At 71.7% G+C, this 16093-nt stretch carries 12 protein-coding genes; 4 read left to right on the forward strand and 8 right to left on the reverse strand.

The window, feature by feature from the left end; translation table 11 throughout:
• Positions 1-29 precede the first annotated feature (29 nt).
• Together NV263_RS19885 and NV263_RS19890 are read right to left on the reverse strand one after the other, a co-directional pair.
• On the reverse strand, positions 30-1733 hold the full coding sequence (locus NV263_RS19885; RefSeq protein ID WP_263247946.1) for a glycine/sarcosine N-methyltransferase: 1704 nt from the start codon (positions 1731-1733) through the stop codon (positions 30-32).
• Between the two features lie 742 nt (positions 1734-2475).
• Positions 2476-4173 (reverse strand): AMP-binding protein, encoded by a 1698-nt coding sequence (locus tag NV263_RS19890; protein WP_263247947.1) that lies wholly within the window; start codon positions 4171-4173, stop codon positions 2476-2478.
• Between the two features lie 243 nt (positions 4174-4416).
• Here NV263_RS19890 and NV263_RS19895 point away from each other — a divergent pair, with 243 nt between their 5' ends.
• From NV263_RS19895 to NV263_RS19905, 3 genes are all read left to right on the forward strand, one after another.
• A complete protein-coding gene (locus NV263_RS19895; protein ID WP_263254275.1) occupies positions 4417-6201 on the forward strand; it encodes a glycoside hydrolase family 2 protein in 1785 nt (594 codons plus the stop codon).
• Positions 6202-6283: 82 nt separating this feature from the next.
• Positions 6284-7348, forward strand: coding sequence for an aldose 1-epimerase family protein (locus NV263_RS19900; RefSeq protein WP_263247948.1), 1065 nt, complete (start codon positions 6284-6286; stop codon positions 7346-7348).
• Between the two features lie 16 nt (positions 7349-7364).
• Entirely contained in the window at positions 7365-8201 is an 837-nt protein-coding gene (locus tag NV263_RS19905; RefSeq protein WP_263247950.1) for an alpha/beta fold hydrolase, read from the forward strand.
• A gap of 330 nt (positions 8202-8531) precedes the next feature.
• On the opposite strand, the gene NV263_RS19910 is transcribed toward NV263_RS19905, so the two are convergent.
• Positions 8532-9425, reverse strand: a complete 894-nt coding sequence (locus NV263_RS19910) for an alpha/beta hydrolase (protein ID WP_263247952.1) — start codon at positions 9423-9425, stop codon at positions 8532-8534.
• A 125-nt stretch (positions 9426-9550) separates the two neighbouring features.
• On the opposite strand from NV263_RS19910, the gene NV263_RS19915 reads away from it, so the two are divergent.
• Positions 9551-11095 (forward strand): acetolactate synthase large subunit, encoded by a 1545-nt coding sequence (locus tag NV263_RS19915; protein ID WP_263247953.1) that lies wholly within the window; start codon positions 9551-9553, stop codon positions 11093-11095.
• A 333-nt stretch (positions 11096-11428) separates the two neighbouring features.
• Here the strand turns inward: NV263_RS19915 and NV263_RS19920 are convergent, their stop codons facing one another.
• The 5 genes from NV263_RS19920 to NV263_RS19940 form a co-directional block, all read right to left on the reverse strand.
• A complete protein-coding gene (locus NV263_RS19920; RefSeq protein WP_263247954.1) occupies positions 11429-12079 on the reverse strand; it encodes a response regulator transcription factor in 651 nt (216 codons plus the stop codon).
• A gap of 19 nt (positions 12080-12098) precedes the next feature.
• Positions 12099-12680: a sensor histidine kinase gene (locus NV263_RS19925; RefSeq protein WP_263247955.1), complete on the reverse strand. Its 582-nt coding sequence runs from the start codon at positions 12678-12680 to the stop codon at positions 12099-12101.
• A 189-nt stretch (positions 12681-12869) separates the two neighbouring features.
• Positions 12870-14021, reverse strand: coding sequence for a glycosyltransferase (locus NV263_RS19930; protein ID WP_263247956.1), 1152 nt, complete (start codon positions 14019-14021; stop codon positions 12870-12872).
• Positions 14018-14716 (reverse strand): LuxR C-terminal-related transcriptional regulator, encoded by a 699-nt coding sequence (locus tag NV263_RS19935; protein ID WP_263247957.1) that lies wholly within the window; start codon positions 14714-14716, stop codon positions 14018-14020. The genes NV263_RS19930 and NV263_RS19935 overlap by 4 nt, the downstream gene beginning before the upstream one ends.
• A 39-nt stretch (positions 14717-14755) precedes the next feature.
• A complete protein-coding gene (locus NV263_RS19940; protein ID WP_263247958.1) occupies positions 14756-16081 on the reverse strand; it encodes a glycosyltransferase family 2 protein in 1326 nt (441 codons plus the stop codon).
• Positions 16082-16093 lie beyond the last annotated feature (12 nt).

Below are 16093 nucleotides of genomic sequence, written 5' to 3' on the forward strand. Positions count from 1 at the left end.
TTCGATCCTTGCGTACGTCGATGGCGTGATCACGCGCGGGCGTGGATGATGCCCCACGCCAGGTTCCCGGCCTTGCCTCCGGTCACCCAGTTCTTCAGCCCGGCCTTCATCTTGGTCCGGTACTCCTCGCTGATCTTCTGGGCGAGCTCGCCCTCGCGGCTCTCCAGCACCTGGAGCACGCGCCCGTAGTGCGTGGGCAGGTGCTCGGTGAGGTCTTCGAACTCGAAGTTCTGCAGACCGAGCCGGGCCAGCTCGCGGCGGTAGAAGCCCGGCGAACCCATCGTGTCCAGGTTGATCCGGTCCAGGATCGGGCCCAGATCCTTCATCCGGGCGCCGTCGGCCGCCATCGGGTCGGTGAAGATGAACGAACCCCCGCCCTTGAGCACGCGGGTCACCTCCTCCAGGACCCGCTCCCGGTCTCCGCTGTGCAGGATCGCGTCCTGCGACCAGACGATGTCGAAGGCATTGTCCTGGTACGGGATGTCCTCGAACGAACCGTCCCTGACCTCGATCAGATCGTCCAGGCCCGCCTGGCGGTTGAACTCGACATTGCGGGCGTTCTCCACCTCGCTGAGGTTGAGGCAGGACACCTTGCAGCCGTAGGTCTTGGCCAGGTAGCGGGCCGCCCCACCATATCCGGCGCCGATGTCGAGAATGTGGGTGTCGGGCGTGATGTCGACCTTGGAGGCCATCCGCTCGACGGTGCGGCGGGACGCGGCGTCGATGTCCTCGTCCTGGCTGCGGTAGATGCCGACGTGGATGTCGTTGCCGCCCCAGACGTGGTAGTAGAAGTTGTCCGCGTCCTCGGAGTTGTAGTAGTCGCGGGCGGTGTGCACCGCGGTCGAATAGATGTCGGAGAGTTCCTCGTCCGGACGGTACTTCTTCTCGGCGACGTGGATGAAGAAGTCCGGCTCGGAGTCGTGGTAGGTCTCCTGGAAGTCGCCGTAGGTGTCGATTCGCTGGAATCCGACCTCGCGCATCAACCGACGCATGTAGTTCTTCCGCAAGGGGTACATGTTGAGGAAGAACTCAGATTTGTCCGGGAACGTGTATTTGAATCGCGCGAGCCCTTCGTCCACGTAGTCGGGCTCCGCGGAAACGTCCTCGCCGGCGTAGTAATAGGTGTGCTTGCTGCTGAACCCGTTGTCCAGAATCGAGTCGTAGTTCCGCTGGTCGATGATCAAGACACCGTCGTGCTTGAGCATCGCGTAGAACTCGGCGAGGGCCTTGCGCCGGTCGCGTTCGGAGAACAGGTGCGTGAACGAGTTCCCCAGGCAGATGATCGCGTCGTACTCGCCGTGCACGTCGCGGTTCAGCCAGCGCCAGTCGGCGTGCACCACGCGCAGGATGTGCCCGCCGTAGGTGAGCCCGTTGCTGAACGCCTTGGCCAGCATCTGCGGGCTGCCGTCCGCGCTGACCGTCTCGAAACCCTCTTCCAGCAGGCGGACCGAGTGGAACCCGGTGCCGGTCGCCACGTCCAGCACCGAGCGGACGCCGCGCGCCTTGAGCTGGTCGATGAAGAACGAACCTTCGCTCTGGTACCGCCGCTTCCAGTCGATCAGATCGTCCCATTTGTCGACAAAACCGCCGACGTACTCGTGGGTGTAGTGATCTGATTCGCGCACTTCCAACGGGTTCTCGCCGAACACCTGCTCCTCGCGGCGCACCAGATCGGCGGTATCCGGAGATCCGGGGCGTTCGCTAGAAGCAAGGTCGTCCACGCTCTTGGCCATTCTTCACTCCCACCACTCACGTTGGTCATGCGCCACCGCGCAACTCCGGGCACGCGATTGCCGCCCACCCCGAGATCGTCTCGTGGCCGTGCTGGGTCGCCGCTGCGAAAAAAGGCAACAACCCGACCGGCGTGGGCAGCCGAGAAACGCTCAGGCCGCACACCAACGCCGATCGCCCACTCGGTCGGCACCATTGCCGCCCGGGTCGCGACGCGATTTCTCGTGCGTCGGGTAACCAACCTAGGCGAATGAGATCGCAAAGCAAGCGTACGAACGTGTGACACTAATCACCGGAATGCGGCGATAGCGTGATTTGAATAGTCACCCAGGGTAAATAAATGCGCTACCACCTGGGCCGACTCCGCCTATTTCGCTATCGGGTAACGATCCCGCAAGTGCATTTCGTCACCGGTTTGTGTATACTGGCGCGCTCGCCCTATACCATAACGGGAGCTCCGAGCGCAACGGTCGGAATCGACAAAGATGCGCCTCGAATGCTGCGGGGAGCCGGTTTTCGTGATCTCGCCGAGCGGAACGACGTTTCCCTTTCCGGTCGTTCCATCGCGGGGCGGAGCACGGATGTTACGATCTTCGGCCCCGCGGCGCCACACCCGCTCCCGGATTTTTCGCCGCTGCGCCCGGACGGAGCAACGGTGGGCCGCCGCGACACCTGCGGCGGCCCACCCGGACTCAGGGCCTGCCTTCGAACTCGTTTTGAGTGGCGGTGCCGGTGGACAGGCGCTCAGCTCTTCAGCTCCGGGAAGTCCGCCTCGGTGAACTCCCGGACGGCGCCGTCGTCGGCGTGCGCCGCCTCCTCGCGCCTGCGCAGTTCGACGCGGCGGATCTTGCCGGAAATCGTCTTGGGCAGTTCGGCGAACTCCAGCCGCCGCACCCGCTTGTACGGCGCCAGGTGCTCGCGGGCGAAGCGCAGGATCGACAGCGCGGTCCCGGACGTCGGCTCGTACCCCGCCGCCAGCACCACGTACGCCTTGGGCACCGCCAGCCGCACCGGGTCCGGGGACGGCACGACGGCCGCCTCGGCGACCGCCTCGTGCTCCAGCAGCACGCTCTCCAGCTCGAACGGCGAGATGCGGTAGTCCGACGCCTTGAACACGTCGTCGGTGCGCCCGACGTAGGTGATGTAGCCGTCGGCGTCCCGCGCCCCCACGTCACCGGTGTGGTAGTGGCCGCCGCGGGTGACTTCGGCGGTGCGTTCCGCGTCGTCGGCGTAGCCGGTCATCAGCCCCACCGGACGCGGTCGCAGTGCCAGGCAGATCTCGCCCTCCTCGGCGGGTTCGCCGGTGACCGGGTCGAGCAGCTCGACCTCGAAGCCGGGCAGCGGGCGGCCCATCGACCCGGGGCGCACCGGCTGCCCGGGGGTGTTGGCCACCTGCACGCTGGTCTCGGTCTGCCCGAACCCGTCGCGGATGGTCACCGACCACGCCCGCCGCACCTGCTCGATGATCTCCGGGTTGAGGGGCTCCCCGGCGCCGACCACTTTGGACGGCGGATTGTCCAGTCCGGACAGATCTGCCTGGATGAGCATCCGCCAGACGGTCGGCGGCGCGCAGAAACTCGTGACACCGCAGCGCTTCATCTGCTCCAGCAACCGGGCGGCGTCGAACCGGCCGTAGTTGTGGATGAACACGGTCGCCTCGGCGTTCCACGGCGCGAACACGTTGCTCCAGGCATGTTTCGCCCAGCCCGGCGAGGAGATGTTCAGGTGGACGTCGCCCGGCTCCAGCCCGATCCAGTACATCGTGGACAGATGTCCGATCGGGTAGGAGGAGTGGGTGTGCTCGACGAGTTTGGGCTGCGCGGTCGTCCCGGACGTGAAGTACAGCAGCATCGGGTCGTCGGCGCGGGTGGGTCCGTCCGGGGTGAACTCCTCGTCCGCTGCGGCGCTGTCGGAATAGGGCAGCCAGCCCGCAACCTGCTCGCCGACGGCGATCCGGGTGTAGTCGCCGGGCACCTCGGCGAACTTCGCCGCGTCGGCCGAGGTGGTCACCACGTGCCGGACCCGGCCGCGGTCGACCCGGTCGCGCAGGTCCGCCGGCCCGAGCAGCGGGGTGGCCGGGATGACGACCGCGCCCAGCTTCATCGCCGCCAGGATCGTCTCCCACAGCTCCACCTGGTTGCCGAGCATGAGGACCAGGCGGTCCCCGCGGGCCACGCCGAGCCCGCGCAGCCAGTTGGCGACCCGGTTGGACCGGCGCGTCATGTCCCGGAAGGACACCTTGGTCTCGGTGCCGTCCTCCTCGACGATCCACAGCGCCGGGCGGTCACCACCGATGGTGTCGAACCAGTCCAGCGCCCAGTTGAACTCCTCGGGCCGGGGCCACCGGAACTCCCGGCGGGCCGCCTCGTAGTCCTCCCGGTACCGCAACAGCAGATCCCGGGCCGCCCGGAACTCCCGCGCACCGTTGGAAACCTCGCTCACGTGCACCCTCCTGGAATCGGCGTCGTCGCCGCCACGTGCGCCTCAACCTAATCGCGGCCGCCGTTCGGATCCATGGTGGTTGCTCCGATTTGCGGGCATTGTGTCGGAAGCGTTGACTGTCCGTGCGTTTCTGGTCACTGTTGTCGCTTAGTGGTGATTTTCCGCCATCGCGGCCGACCGGTTCAGGAGGCACACGTGCGGATCAGTCGCTCGTTCCCCTTGCGCGTCCTACTGCTCACCGCCCTGCTCAGCACCGCCACCGGAACCCCCGCCCCGGCCGAGGCGACGTGGCGCCCCAAGCAACCGCCGCTGACGACACCGTGGACCGACCAGGTCGGTCCGGGCAACGCACTGCCCGAATACCCGCGGCCGCAACTGACCCGGCAGCGCTGGATGAACCTCAACGGCCTGTGGGACTACGCGGGCGGCGGCGAACAGCCGCGCACCACCCGCGAGCGCATCCTGGTGCCCTACCCGCCGGAGTCGGCGCTGTCCGGGATCCAGCGCCACGACGACCACATGCTCTACCGCCGCACGTTCGACGTGCCGCGCGACTGGGCCGGGCAACGGGTGCTGCTGCACTTCGGCGCGGTGGACCAGAAAGCGACCGTGTCGGTCAACGGCCGCCGCGTCGCCGAGCACGAGGGCGGCTACACCGCGTTCAGCGCGGACATCACCGACGCGCTGCGCCCCGGCTCGCCGCAGCGGCTGGAGGTCGCGGTCACCGACCGGAACGACGAAAACCCCTACCCCGTCGGGAAACAGCGCAACGAACCGGGCGGCATCCTCTACACCGGATCGTCCGGGATCTGGCAGACCGTGTGGCTGGAACCGGTGCCCGCCGCGCACATCGACGCCGTCGACATCACCCCGGACGCTGCGGCGGGGGCGTTCTCGCTGACCGCCCGCACCACCGGCACCACCGGCGAACGCGTCGAGGCGGTGGTCACCGACCGCGACGGGCGCGAGGTCTCCCGCGCCGGCGGACCGGCCGACCGGCCGCTGCGGCTGCCGGTGGACCGCCCGCACCTGTGGACGCCCGACGACCCGTACCTCTACGACGTCGCGGTGCGGCTGGTCGACGCGCGCGGACGCACCGTCGACCGGGTCGGCAGCTACGCGGGCATGCGTTCGATCGCACTGGTCCGCGACGCGCAGGGCAGACCGCGGATGGCGCTCAACGGCCGCGTCGTGTTCCAGCACGGTCCGCTGGACCAGGGCTTCTGGCCGGACGGGAGCTACACCGCGCCCACCGACGCCGCGCTGCGCTCCGACCTGGAGCAGACCAAGCGGTTGGGCTTCAACATGGTCCGCAAGCACGTCAAGGTGGAACCGGCGCGGTGGTACTACTGGGCCGACCGGCTGGGCCTGCTGGTGTGGCAGGACATGCCGTCGCTGCCCATCGACCTCGCCGAGGCGCCCGGCAGCAACCCGCCGCCGAGCGCCGCGGCCCGCGAGCACTACCGCGACGAGCTGGTCGCCATGATCGACCAGCTGCGCAGTTCGCCGTCGGTGGTGGTGTGGGTGCCGTTCAACGAGGGCTGGGGCGAGTTCGACACCGTCCGCGTCGCCGAGCTGGTGCACCGCGCCGACCCGACCCGGCTGGTGGACCCCTCCAGCGGGGTGAACTGCTGCTACTCGCTGCCGGACAGCGGCGCCGGGGACCTCTACGACGACCACACCTACGTCGGCCCCGGGCGCCCGCCGGTCGAGGGGCGGCGCGCCTCCGTCGACGGCGAGTACGGCGGTCTCGGCCTCGCCCTGGACGGCCACCTGTGGCCGGGGCGGCCGCAGGCGTACGAGATGACGCACAGCCGCGAGGAACTGACCCGCCGCTACGCCGAGGTCAGCGACGACCTCGCCGGGATCGTGCGCGACACCGGGCTGTCCGCCGCCGTCTACACCCAGACCACGGACGTGGAGAACGAGGTCAACGGCTTCCTGACCTACGACCGGCGGGTGCTCAAGCCGGATCCGGAGGTGGTCGCCGCGCACAACCGAGCGGTGATCGACGCCGGGACCCCGTGAACCGACCGCAGCACGCGGGCCTGGGCGCGCGCGGCGCGCAGCGCCTCCGCGGGGGTGGCGGCGAAGAGGCGGGAGGGACACAGTGGACTCATCCGGCGAGGAGGTGCTGGGGATGTCGGGCGCAGCGCTGAGCAGGCGAGCCGCGCTCGCTGCGGCGGCCACGACGGCGGCGGTCACCGCCACCGGGACGTCCGCGAGCGGCGCGGCGCCGGGACCCGGTCAAGGCGGACGGGAAACGGCGAACGGGAGGTTGTACGAGATCAGCGCCGGACGGCACCGGGTGGTCGTCGCCGGGGTCGCCGCGACCCTGCTGTCCTGGCGCGTCGACGGGGTGGAGGTGCTGCTGACGCACGCCGCCGACGACGTCGGCGAGGGCTACCGGGGCAAGACGATCCTGCCGTGGCCCAACCGGATCGACCACGGCCGCTACACCTTCGGCGGCAAGCAGTACCAGGTCCCGGTCAACGAGCCGGAGCGGGACGCCGCGCTGCACGGGCTGATGAGCTTCGTCGAGTGGCGGCCGGTGCGGCACCGGCGCGACGGCGTGGTCCTGGAGTACCGGCTCCCGCCGCAGTACGGCTACCCGTTCGAGATGACGTTCCGCACCGAGTACGCGGTGGACGCTTCCGGGGTGCGGTGCACCTGGGCCGCTCGCAACACCGGCCGCACCGACGCGCCGTTCGGCACCGCCAACCACACCTACGTCGCCGCGCCGGACGGCAGCATCGACGCGATGACGCTGCGGCTGCCTGCGAGCACCTACTACGTCACCAACGACCGGCTCATCCCCACCGGAACCCGGGACGTGACCGGCACCCAGTACGACTTCCGCACCGCGCGGGCGCTGGGCGGGACCAAGATGGACACCGCCTTCACCGGGCTGTCCCGGGAGGCCGACGGTGCCGCGCTGGTGCGCCTCGGCCGTCCCGGCGGCGTCGACCTCGAACTGCGCGTCGACCGGGCGCACGGCTACCTGCAGGTCTACACCGACGACAGCCCGTCGACGCAGCGCCCGGCCCGGCAGGGCATCACGGTGGAGCCGATGACCTGCGCGCCCAACGCGTTCGTCACCGGCGACGGACTGGTCACCCTGCGCCCCGGGCAGACGCACCAGGGCACCTGGAGCTACCGGGCGGCCGACCGATGACCGATACAGTGGCCGAATGGCCGAGTACATCCAGATTCCCACCCCTGCCGGGAAGTTCGACGCGCTGACCGCCGGGCCCGACGACGGACGCGGAGTGCTGCTGCTGCACGGTTTTCCCGAGGCCGCGGTGCAGTGGAGCGAACAGCTGTCCGTCCTCGGTGATGCCGAGTGCCACGCGGTGGCCCCGGACCAGCGCGGCTACTCCCCCGGCGTCCGCCCCGAGCAGGTCTTCGACTACCGGATGGAGGAGCTGGTCGGCGACGTGCTGGCCATCGCCGACCACCTCGGCTGGCAGCGGTTCGACCTGGTCGGCCACGACTGGGGCGCGGCGGTGGGCTGGGCGACCGCGGCGGCGCACCCGGAGCGGCTGCGCACCCTCACCGCGGTGTCCGTCCCGCACCTCGACCCGCTCAGCGAGGCGGTGCGCACCGACGAGGACCAGCAGCAGCGCTCGGCGTACATGCAGGGGTTCCGCTCGTCCGGGGCGGAGCGCACGCTGCTGTCCGACGACGCGCGCCGGCTCCGGCAGATCTACGGCCGCGCCGTCCCGCAGCACCACGTGGACGACTACGTGCAGCGGCTCAGCGAGCCGGGCGCGTTGACCGCGGCGCTGAACTGGTACCGGGCGTCGCGCTTCGGCGGGCGCATCGGCCCGGTCGCGGTGCCGACGCTGTACGTGTGGAGCACCGAGGACGTCGCGATCGGTTCGACCGCCGCCCTGGCCACGGCCGAGCACGTCACCGGCGACTACCGGTTCGAGATGCTGGAGGACGTCTCGCACTGGATCCCCGAGGAGGCCCCGGAGACACTCAACCGCCTCATCCTCGAACACCTCCTCGCCCACCAGGACTAGGGAGTTCTTCGGGAGTGCTTTGCGCGCCGGTGCCGGTGGCGGAACCTCAGTGCCTGTCTTTGAACCTGCTCCCGGAAGGGGCGTGGCAAGCGGCGCCAGCCGCTTTCTCTTTCGGTGAGTACGCAAGCAACCTGCACCGCCGCGGGTTCTCAGCGGTCGTCTCGCGAGGACAGCCCCTCCGCCGTGTATTGGGCATACAAAAGGAGGGGCTCCCGGAGCCGAGACGGCCGCTGAGGTTCCGCCACCGGCACCGCCACCCAAAACGAGTTCAAAGACAGGCACTCAGCGGCCGTCTCGACTGCGGAAGCCCCTCCTCATGTACCCGTCCGGTCAGGCGGGGTTGGGGAGGGCCTTGCCGAGGAAGGTGACCATGTCCGGCCCGACGGCCTCGAAGACCTCGGGGCCGTGCCCGCCCGGCAGGTAGGAGACCACCGGGGTGTTGTCGTGGCCGTCGACGAGGCGGCGGGTGCCGTCCAGGAACGGGTCGGCGTCACCGATCCACACGCCGACCGGGACGTCGCCGAGGTCGGCCAGTCGTTCCAGCGGGTCGTGGGCGCGCCACTCGTCCTCGGTGGCGAAGGCGTCCTTCTCCCGCATGTGGTCCCAGCTGGTCGGCAGCGCCGGGGCGAGCACGGCGGCGGCCGCGGGCGGGCGACCGGCCAGGTTGCGGTCGGCGGCGTAGTCGAGCGCCCCGAACCCGCCGGTGGAGATGCCCGCCACCGCGAACGGCAGGCCGTCGTCGTCGGCGAGGCCGCGTTCGCGCAGCCAGCGGGGCACCTCGTCGCGGAGCATGGCCGCCAGATCGCCGTTGCGCGAACCGTCGGTCCAGTACGGGTTGAACCCGCCGTCGACGACGACGAAGCCGAACGGCGGCACCGATCCCGACGCGTGTTCGCGTTCCAGCGCGGCCAGCGTGCCGTACGGGATGGGTGTGGGGTGCACGCCGTCCCGGCCGTGCAGGTAGAGCACGACGGGCAGGTTCGCGGTGTCCGGCAGGCCGGTGGGGTGCGCGACGTAGAGCTGCACGTCGGTGCCCCGGTGCGCGGAGCGCACCTGTTCGGTGCGGACCTCCGGCATGCCCGTGCCGGACGCGGCCGGGTCGACCGCGGGCGGCGGAGCCGACGGCCTCGGCGGGGACTGCGGCGCGGAACAGGCGGCGGCTCCGGCCGCCACGACGCCCGCCATCGACAGCAGCCGCCGCCTCCCGAAGGCAGGTCCGCGCATCGCTCCCCCCCAGTCCACTTGATCCCTCCGCGCCCCGTTCGCCCCACCGTACCGACTCGCCGCGCGCTTGCCGGGGCCACCGGTCACCGGAGAGCATGGCGGCAAGATCGAGCGAGGAGCGGCACGTGAAGGGTTCCGAGAGCCTGCTGACCACGGCGCGGACGTGTGGTGTGGAGATCTGCTTCGCCAACCCCGGCACCACCGAGATGCCGTTGGTGGAAGCGTTCGACGTGATCCCCGGCATCCGCACGGTGCTGGCGCTGGCCGAGGGCGTGGTGACGGGCGCGGCGGACGGCTACGCGCGGATGACCGGAACGCCCGCGATGACGCTGCTGCACCTGGGCCCGGGGCTGGCCAACGGCATCGCCAACCTGCACAACGCGCGACGCGCGCACACCCCGGTGCTCACCGTCGTCGGCGAGCACGCCTCCTGGCACCAGGCCGCGGACGCGCCGCTGGCCAGCGACATCGAGTCGCTGGCCCGGCCGGTCTCCGGCTGGGTGGGGCGCACCTCGTCGGCGGCCGCGGCCGCCGAGGAGTTCGTCGCGGCCCGCCAGGCGGCGCTGCGCGACCGGTTGCCCGCGACGCTGATCGCCGCCGCGGACCACATGTGGGGCGAGGGCGGGGTGCCCGCCGACGTCCCCGCCGCGCCGCGACCGCCCGAAGTGGACTCCCAGCGCGTCGACGAGGTCGCGAAGCTGTTCGCCGAGGGGCGCGGGAAGGTCGGCCTGCTGCTGGGCGGGGACGCCCTGACCGCCGAGGGCATCCGCGACGCCGCCCGGGTCGCGGCCGCGGCGGGCGGCGAGGTCCTCGTCGAGCGCTCGCCCGCGCGGGTGGAACGCGGACCGGGCATCCCGGTCGTCCGGGGGATCCCGTACTTCCCGGAGGACGTGCTCGACGCGTTGGACGGCTTCGCGCACCTGGTGCTGGTGGGCACGCGGACGCCGGTGTCGTTCTTCGGGTACCAGGGCATGCCGAGCGTCCCGGTGCCGAAGGGCACCCGGGTGCACGTGCTGGCCGAGCGCGGCGAGGACGCCGCGGGCGCGCTGCGCGCCCTGGTGGAGGCGACCGGCAGCTCGGCGGTGGAACCGCCCGACGGCGAGCGTCCGGAGCCGACGGCGCCGGAGGGCCCGCTGTCGGCGTCGGCGCTCGCGGCCGCGATCGTGCTGACCCAGCCGGACAACGCGATCGTGGTCAACGAGGGCGTGTCCGCGTCGGCGGCCTACCCGGCGGCGGCGGTCAGCGCGCCGCCGCACACCGAGCTGACCAACACCGGCGGCGCGATCGGCATGGGCCTGCCCGCCGCCACCGGCGCCGCGCTGGCCTGCCCGGACCGGCCGGTGATCGCCTTCCAGGCCGACGGCAGCGCCGCCTACACCGCGCAGGCGCTGTGGACGCACGCCAGGGAGGGCCTGGACGTCACCACGGTGCTGTGCGCGAACTCGCGGTACCGCATCCTGCAGGCCGAGCTGCGGCGCGCCGGGATCACCGAGCCGGGCCCGGCGGCCGCGGGCATGACGGGGCTCGACGACCCCGCGCTGGACTGGACCGCGCTCGCGCGCGGTTTCGGCGTTCCGGCGACGCGGGCGACCACCGGGGAGGAGTTGGTGGCCGCGCTCCGCCGCGCGCACGCCGAGCCCGGACCACACCTGGTCGAAGCCGTCCTGTGACCTGGCTGTCCTTGCAGCTCGTCTTGCGTGGCGGTGCCGGGAGCGGAACCTCAGCGGCCGTCTCGGCTCCGGGAGCCCCGACATCATGTAGCCCCCCCTACACCACGTCGGGGCTGTCCTCGCGAGACGACCGCTGAGAACCCGCGGCGGTGCCGGTTGCTTGCGTACTCACCGAAAGAGAAAGCGGCTGGCGCCGCTTGCCACGACCCTTCCGCAAGCAGGTTCGAAGACAGGCACTCAGCGGCGGTGCCGACTGCGAGACCACTCACCGAAAGAGAAAGCGGCTGGCGCCGCTTGCCACGACCGTTGCGGGAGCGGGTTCGAAGACGGCGCTCACCTGACCAGTGCCGGGTGTTCCTCGTCGAGGATGCCGTGCCGCATCGCGAACGACGCCGCTTCCAGCCGGGAGTGCACGCCGAGCTTGGTCAGCACCGACTGGACGTGGGTGCGCACGGTCGTCGGAGCCACCCCGAGCCGCTTGGCGATGGCCGTGGTGTGGGCGCCTTCCACGAGCAGGCTCAGGCACTGGCGTTCCCGCGCGGTCAGGTGCGAGGCGAGGCGGCGGGCGTCGGTGCTGCCCGCCAGGCGCGGTGCCCGCGAGGCCGCCAGTTCGACGACGACCTCGCCGTCCACCACCCCGCGGATCGCACCGGCCAGCACCGACAGCCCGCACATCTTGTTCACGTAACCGGACGCGCCCTTGCCCAGCGCCTCCCGCATCCCGCTCACGCCGCCGTCGGCGGTGAGCACCAGCACCCTGGTGCGCCCGCTCGCGTTGAGGATCTCGCCGATGACGTCGAGCCCGTCGCCGTCGGCGAAGTAGCGGTCCAGCAGGCAGACGTCCGGCCGGTGTTCCCGGACGCAGGCGACCACGCCGGTGACGTGGTCGGCGGTGCCGACGATCGCGAACCCGTGGCGCGGCAGGGTCGTGACGAGCGCGTCGACGAAGATCGCGTGGTCGTCACCGAGCACCAGATCGATCATGATCCCCCTCCGATGCCCGTCACCCGCGCACGCAGCCCGGTGGGAACACCAGCCGGACCCGCGTCCCCCGCCGCCGGGCGGGGTCGATGCGCAGGTCGGCCCCGCACCGCTGGGCGAGCCCGACGACGATGCCCAGTCCGAGCGAGGCCGTGCCGCCGGGCGCGTTGCCGAATCCCGGGCCGTCGTCGGTGATCGCGATGCTCGCACCGCCGCGGCCGGTGCGGTGCACGGCGACCGCGACCCGGCCGCCGGGACCGGCGGCGCGGACCGCGTTGTCCAGCAGGTTGGCGACCATGCGCCACAGCAGCGTCTGGTCGGTGCGCAGGGTGACCTCCGCGCCGGGCAGCAGCACGACGGTCGCCCGCCCGGCCAGCGACTTGATCTCGGCGAGTTCGGACAGCAGCTCGCGCAGCGCGAACTCGGTGGGCTCGCCGGCGCGCACGTCGACCAGGTCGAGCAGGCGGTCCAGTTCCCGTTCCATCAGCCGCAGCCGGTCGTGCGCGGCGTCGGGCAGCGCGGGGTCGTCCCGCAGTCCGTCCGCGAGATAGGACAGCGTCGCGAGACCGTGCCCGAGATCGTGCATCAGGCTGCGCAACTCCATTCCACCCCGCGAGTCCGGACGTTGTGCCTCCGGAATCGTTCGCACAGCTACTCCTTCCCCCCGGCAGTCTGTGCCACCCGTGATGTCGGGCCGTGCCGGAGCGGTGTTGCAGCTCGTGCGTTTCGGGGAGCACGACTACTCCACGTGCGTCGCAGGAGTCCCCGCGCCGAGCGGAGATCGGGAAAACGACTACTCGCGGTCACCTCCGGGGCGGGGTTCGTGACGGTACGCGGCAGTCAGGTCGGCGGCCAGCACCGGGATGCGGAACCGCTCTTCCACGCGGCGCCGGGCGGCGTGGGCGAGCCCGCGGGCCAGGTCGGGGTGGTCCAGCAGGTGGGCCACCGCGGCGGCGAGCAGGCCGGGGCGCCGGGGCGGTACCAGCAGCCCGGTCTCGCCCGGCACCACCGCGTCGGCGACCGCGTTGACCGCGGTGGCCACCACCGGCACCCCGCAGGCCATCGCCTCGGCCACCGCCAGCGGCAGGCCCTCGTACCGGCTGGGCAGGGCGAACACGTCGAACGCGGGCAGCAGGTCGGTGACGTCGTGGCGGTCGCCGGTCAGTTCGACGCGGACCCCGGCGCGGGCGGCCAGCTCGCGCACCCGCTCGCGCAGGTCCCCGCCGCCGACCCACACGCCGACGACGCCGGGGCGGTGCAGCGCCCGCAGCGCGGCCACGAAGTCCTCCGGCGCCTTCTGGTAGGTCAGCCTGCCGACCGCACCGACCACGGTGTCGCGATCGGACAACCCGAGACGCCGCCGAGCGCGCGCCCGGGCGGGCCCGGTGGCGCGCGGCACGTCGTGGTGCACCGCGATGCCGATGGTGCGCACCCGGTCGGGTGCGACCAGGCCGCGCCGCACCGCCTCGACCGCCACACCGCCGCCGACGCACAGCGCCAGATCGGTGATGCGGCCGAGGCGGCGTTCGATGCCGACGTAGGCGCGGTGCCGGGCGGTCGACTGGAACTCGTGGAACGGGAACCCGTGGTAGGTGTGCACGATCCGGCCGACACCGGTGCGCCGGGCGGCGAGCCGTCCGACCGCGCCCGCCTTGGCGCAGTGGGTGTGCACCACGTCGAAGCCGCGCCGCCGGAACAGGCCGGTCAGCCGGTGCAGCGCGAGCAGGTCGTGGCCGGGTGCGATCGGCGCGCGCAGGGCCGGTTCCACCACGGTGTCCAGACCCGCCCGCGCGGCCTCGGCCAGCAGCCGGTCGCCGCTGCCGGTGATCACGGTGATCTCGTGCTCGTCCGGGTCGAGCGCCGCGGCACCGCGCAGCGCCAGCACGCCGGCGCCGCCCTCCAGCCGCGTGACCACGGTGGCCACGCGCAGCCGCCGCGCGCTCAACCGGCGCCGTTCCCGTTCTGCCGGGGCACCGCCACGTCCTCGGCGCGCAGCCCGGCGGCGCCGGCCACGCTGATCGCCTCCAGCTGGCTGTGCACGTGGAGCTTGGCCAGGATGCTGCGGATGTGCGTGCGCACCGTCTCGGTGGAGATGGCCAGTTCCGCGGCGATCTGCGCGCCGCGCTTGCCCGCGACCATGCTGGTGAGCACGTCGCGCTCGCGGTCGCTGAGCGCCTCCAGCGGTCCGCCGCGGTCGCCGGCGCGCTCGGCGTCCTCGCGCAGTTCGCGCAGCACGGCGCCGAGCAGGTCGGGCGGGAACCAGGCGTGCCCCTGGGCGACGCCGCGCAGCACCGTGGTCAGTTCCTCCACAGTGGACTCCTTGGGCACCCACGCGGCAGCCCCGGCCCGCGCGGCGTCGACGGCCTGGCCCACGTCGCGCACTCCGCTGAGCACGACGACCGCGGCCGACGGCCGCAGTTCCCGCAGCCGTTCGATCACCCGGCCGGTGCTGGTGCCGAGCGGTTCGACGTCGACGGTGATCAGGTCGGGGCGGGTGCTGACGACCACCTCGCCGAGCTGCCGGTCGGCGGTGGCGCAGTGACCGACGATCCACAGGTCGGGCACGCCGGACAGCCTCGCCGCCAGCGCTTCGGTGAGCATCTGGTGGTCGTCCACCATGAGCAGTCTCAGCACATCCACCCCACCAAGCCTGGACCGACCGGTCCGGTTTGTACTCCTCTAGCTGCGGGATACCTCGGTCCTGTCCGTGCAGGACGGGTCGTCGACCGCGCGGCGACCGGGGCTGCGCCACACACCGCTGGACCGGGTCCACGCCGACGGCAGCGCGTGCAGCGCGATGGCGGCGTCCAGCACCCGCAGCGCCAGGAACAAGCCCGCGAACAACAGGAACCGCGGCTGTCGCAGCGCAACCGCGACCACGCAGGTCAACAGCAGGTCCGGGACGAGCACGCCGAACAGCAGCGCCTCCGGCGTCAGGTGCGAGGCCACCGCGGTGTGCACGTCACCGACCACCGGGGCCGCGCGCAGGTCCGGCCACAGCTGCGGAACCAGCAGCGCCAGCGCGGTGAACGGCAGGAGCACCAGCATCATGCTGCTGGTCAGCAGTTCCACCAACAGCAGCCCGAGCGCGGCGGTGAACAGGTTCGGGCGCGGCGGGTGCAGGCGGACGGTCTGCCACAGGCCCAGCGACCACCGGCGGCACTGCCGCACGTAGTCGCGCAGCGTGCCGGGGTCCTGGGTGGCGGCGACCGCGGCGGGCGTGAAACCGACCTTGCCGAGCCGCTTCTGGTAGACCTCGAAGGTCATGTTGAAGTCCTCGATGACCAGTCCGGGCGGATTGAGGTCGATGTGCGGCAGCACGTCGGTGCGGTAGAGGCTGGCGAAGCCGGGCACGATGTGCGTGGCGTTGCAGCGCCGCCAGGTCTGGCCGAACTTCAGCAGGTACTGCGTCATCGTGTAGATCCGCTGCCGGTGGAAGGCGACCAGCTTGCCGACCGGTCCGAGGCCGCGACCGCGCCAGGACGTCGTCACGCACCCGGCGACGGCGACCACCCGCGGATCGTCGAACAACGGCAGCGCCGCGCGGAAGTACCCCGGACGCACCTGGGTGTCAGCGTCCAGCAGCATCACGACGCGGAACCGCCGCACCAGGTCGAAGCGGTGGATGGCCTCCTGCAACGCCCCGGCCTTGCCGACGTTGCGGTGCGTGCTGATCACGTTGACGCCGCAGTGCTCGGCCAGCTCCACGGTGCGATCGGTGGACCCGTCCGAGACCACGTGCACGTTGGCGCGCGGCACCAGTTCGGCGATCGCGCGGATGCTGCCGACGATGACCGCTTCCTCGTTGTGCGCGGGGATCAGCACGGCCACGTCGGTCACGTCGACCGGTGGCGCGCCCCGCAGGTGGTGCCGGCCGGGGGCGGGTGCGCGGTGCCGCCGCCAGCGCGTCGCGGAGCTGTCCAGCAGCCGCAGCAGGCCGACCACGCCCCACACGGTGAAGTTGGTCCCGAACACCGCGACGGCCAACAACCACCACGGAATCATGGTTCCCCCTGA

Origin of the sequence: Saccharopolyspora rosea, from assembly GCF_025643595.1 — a bacterium.
Taxonomy (GTDB): Bacteria; Actinomycetota; Actinomycetes; order Mycobacteriales; family Pseudonocardiaceae; genus Saccharopolyspora; species Saccharopolyspora rosea.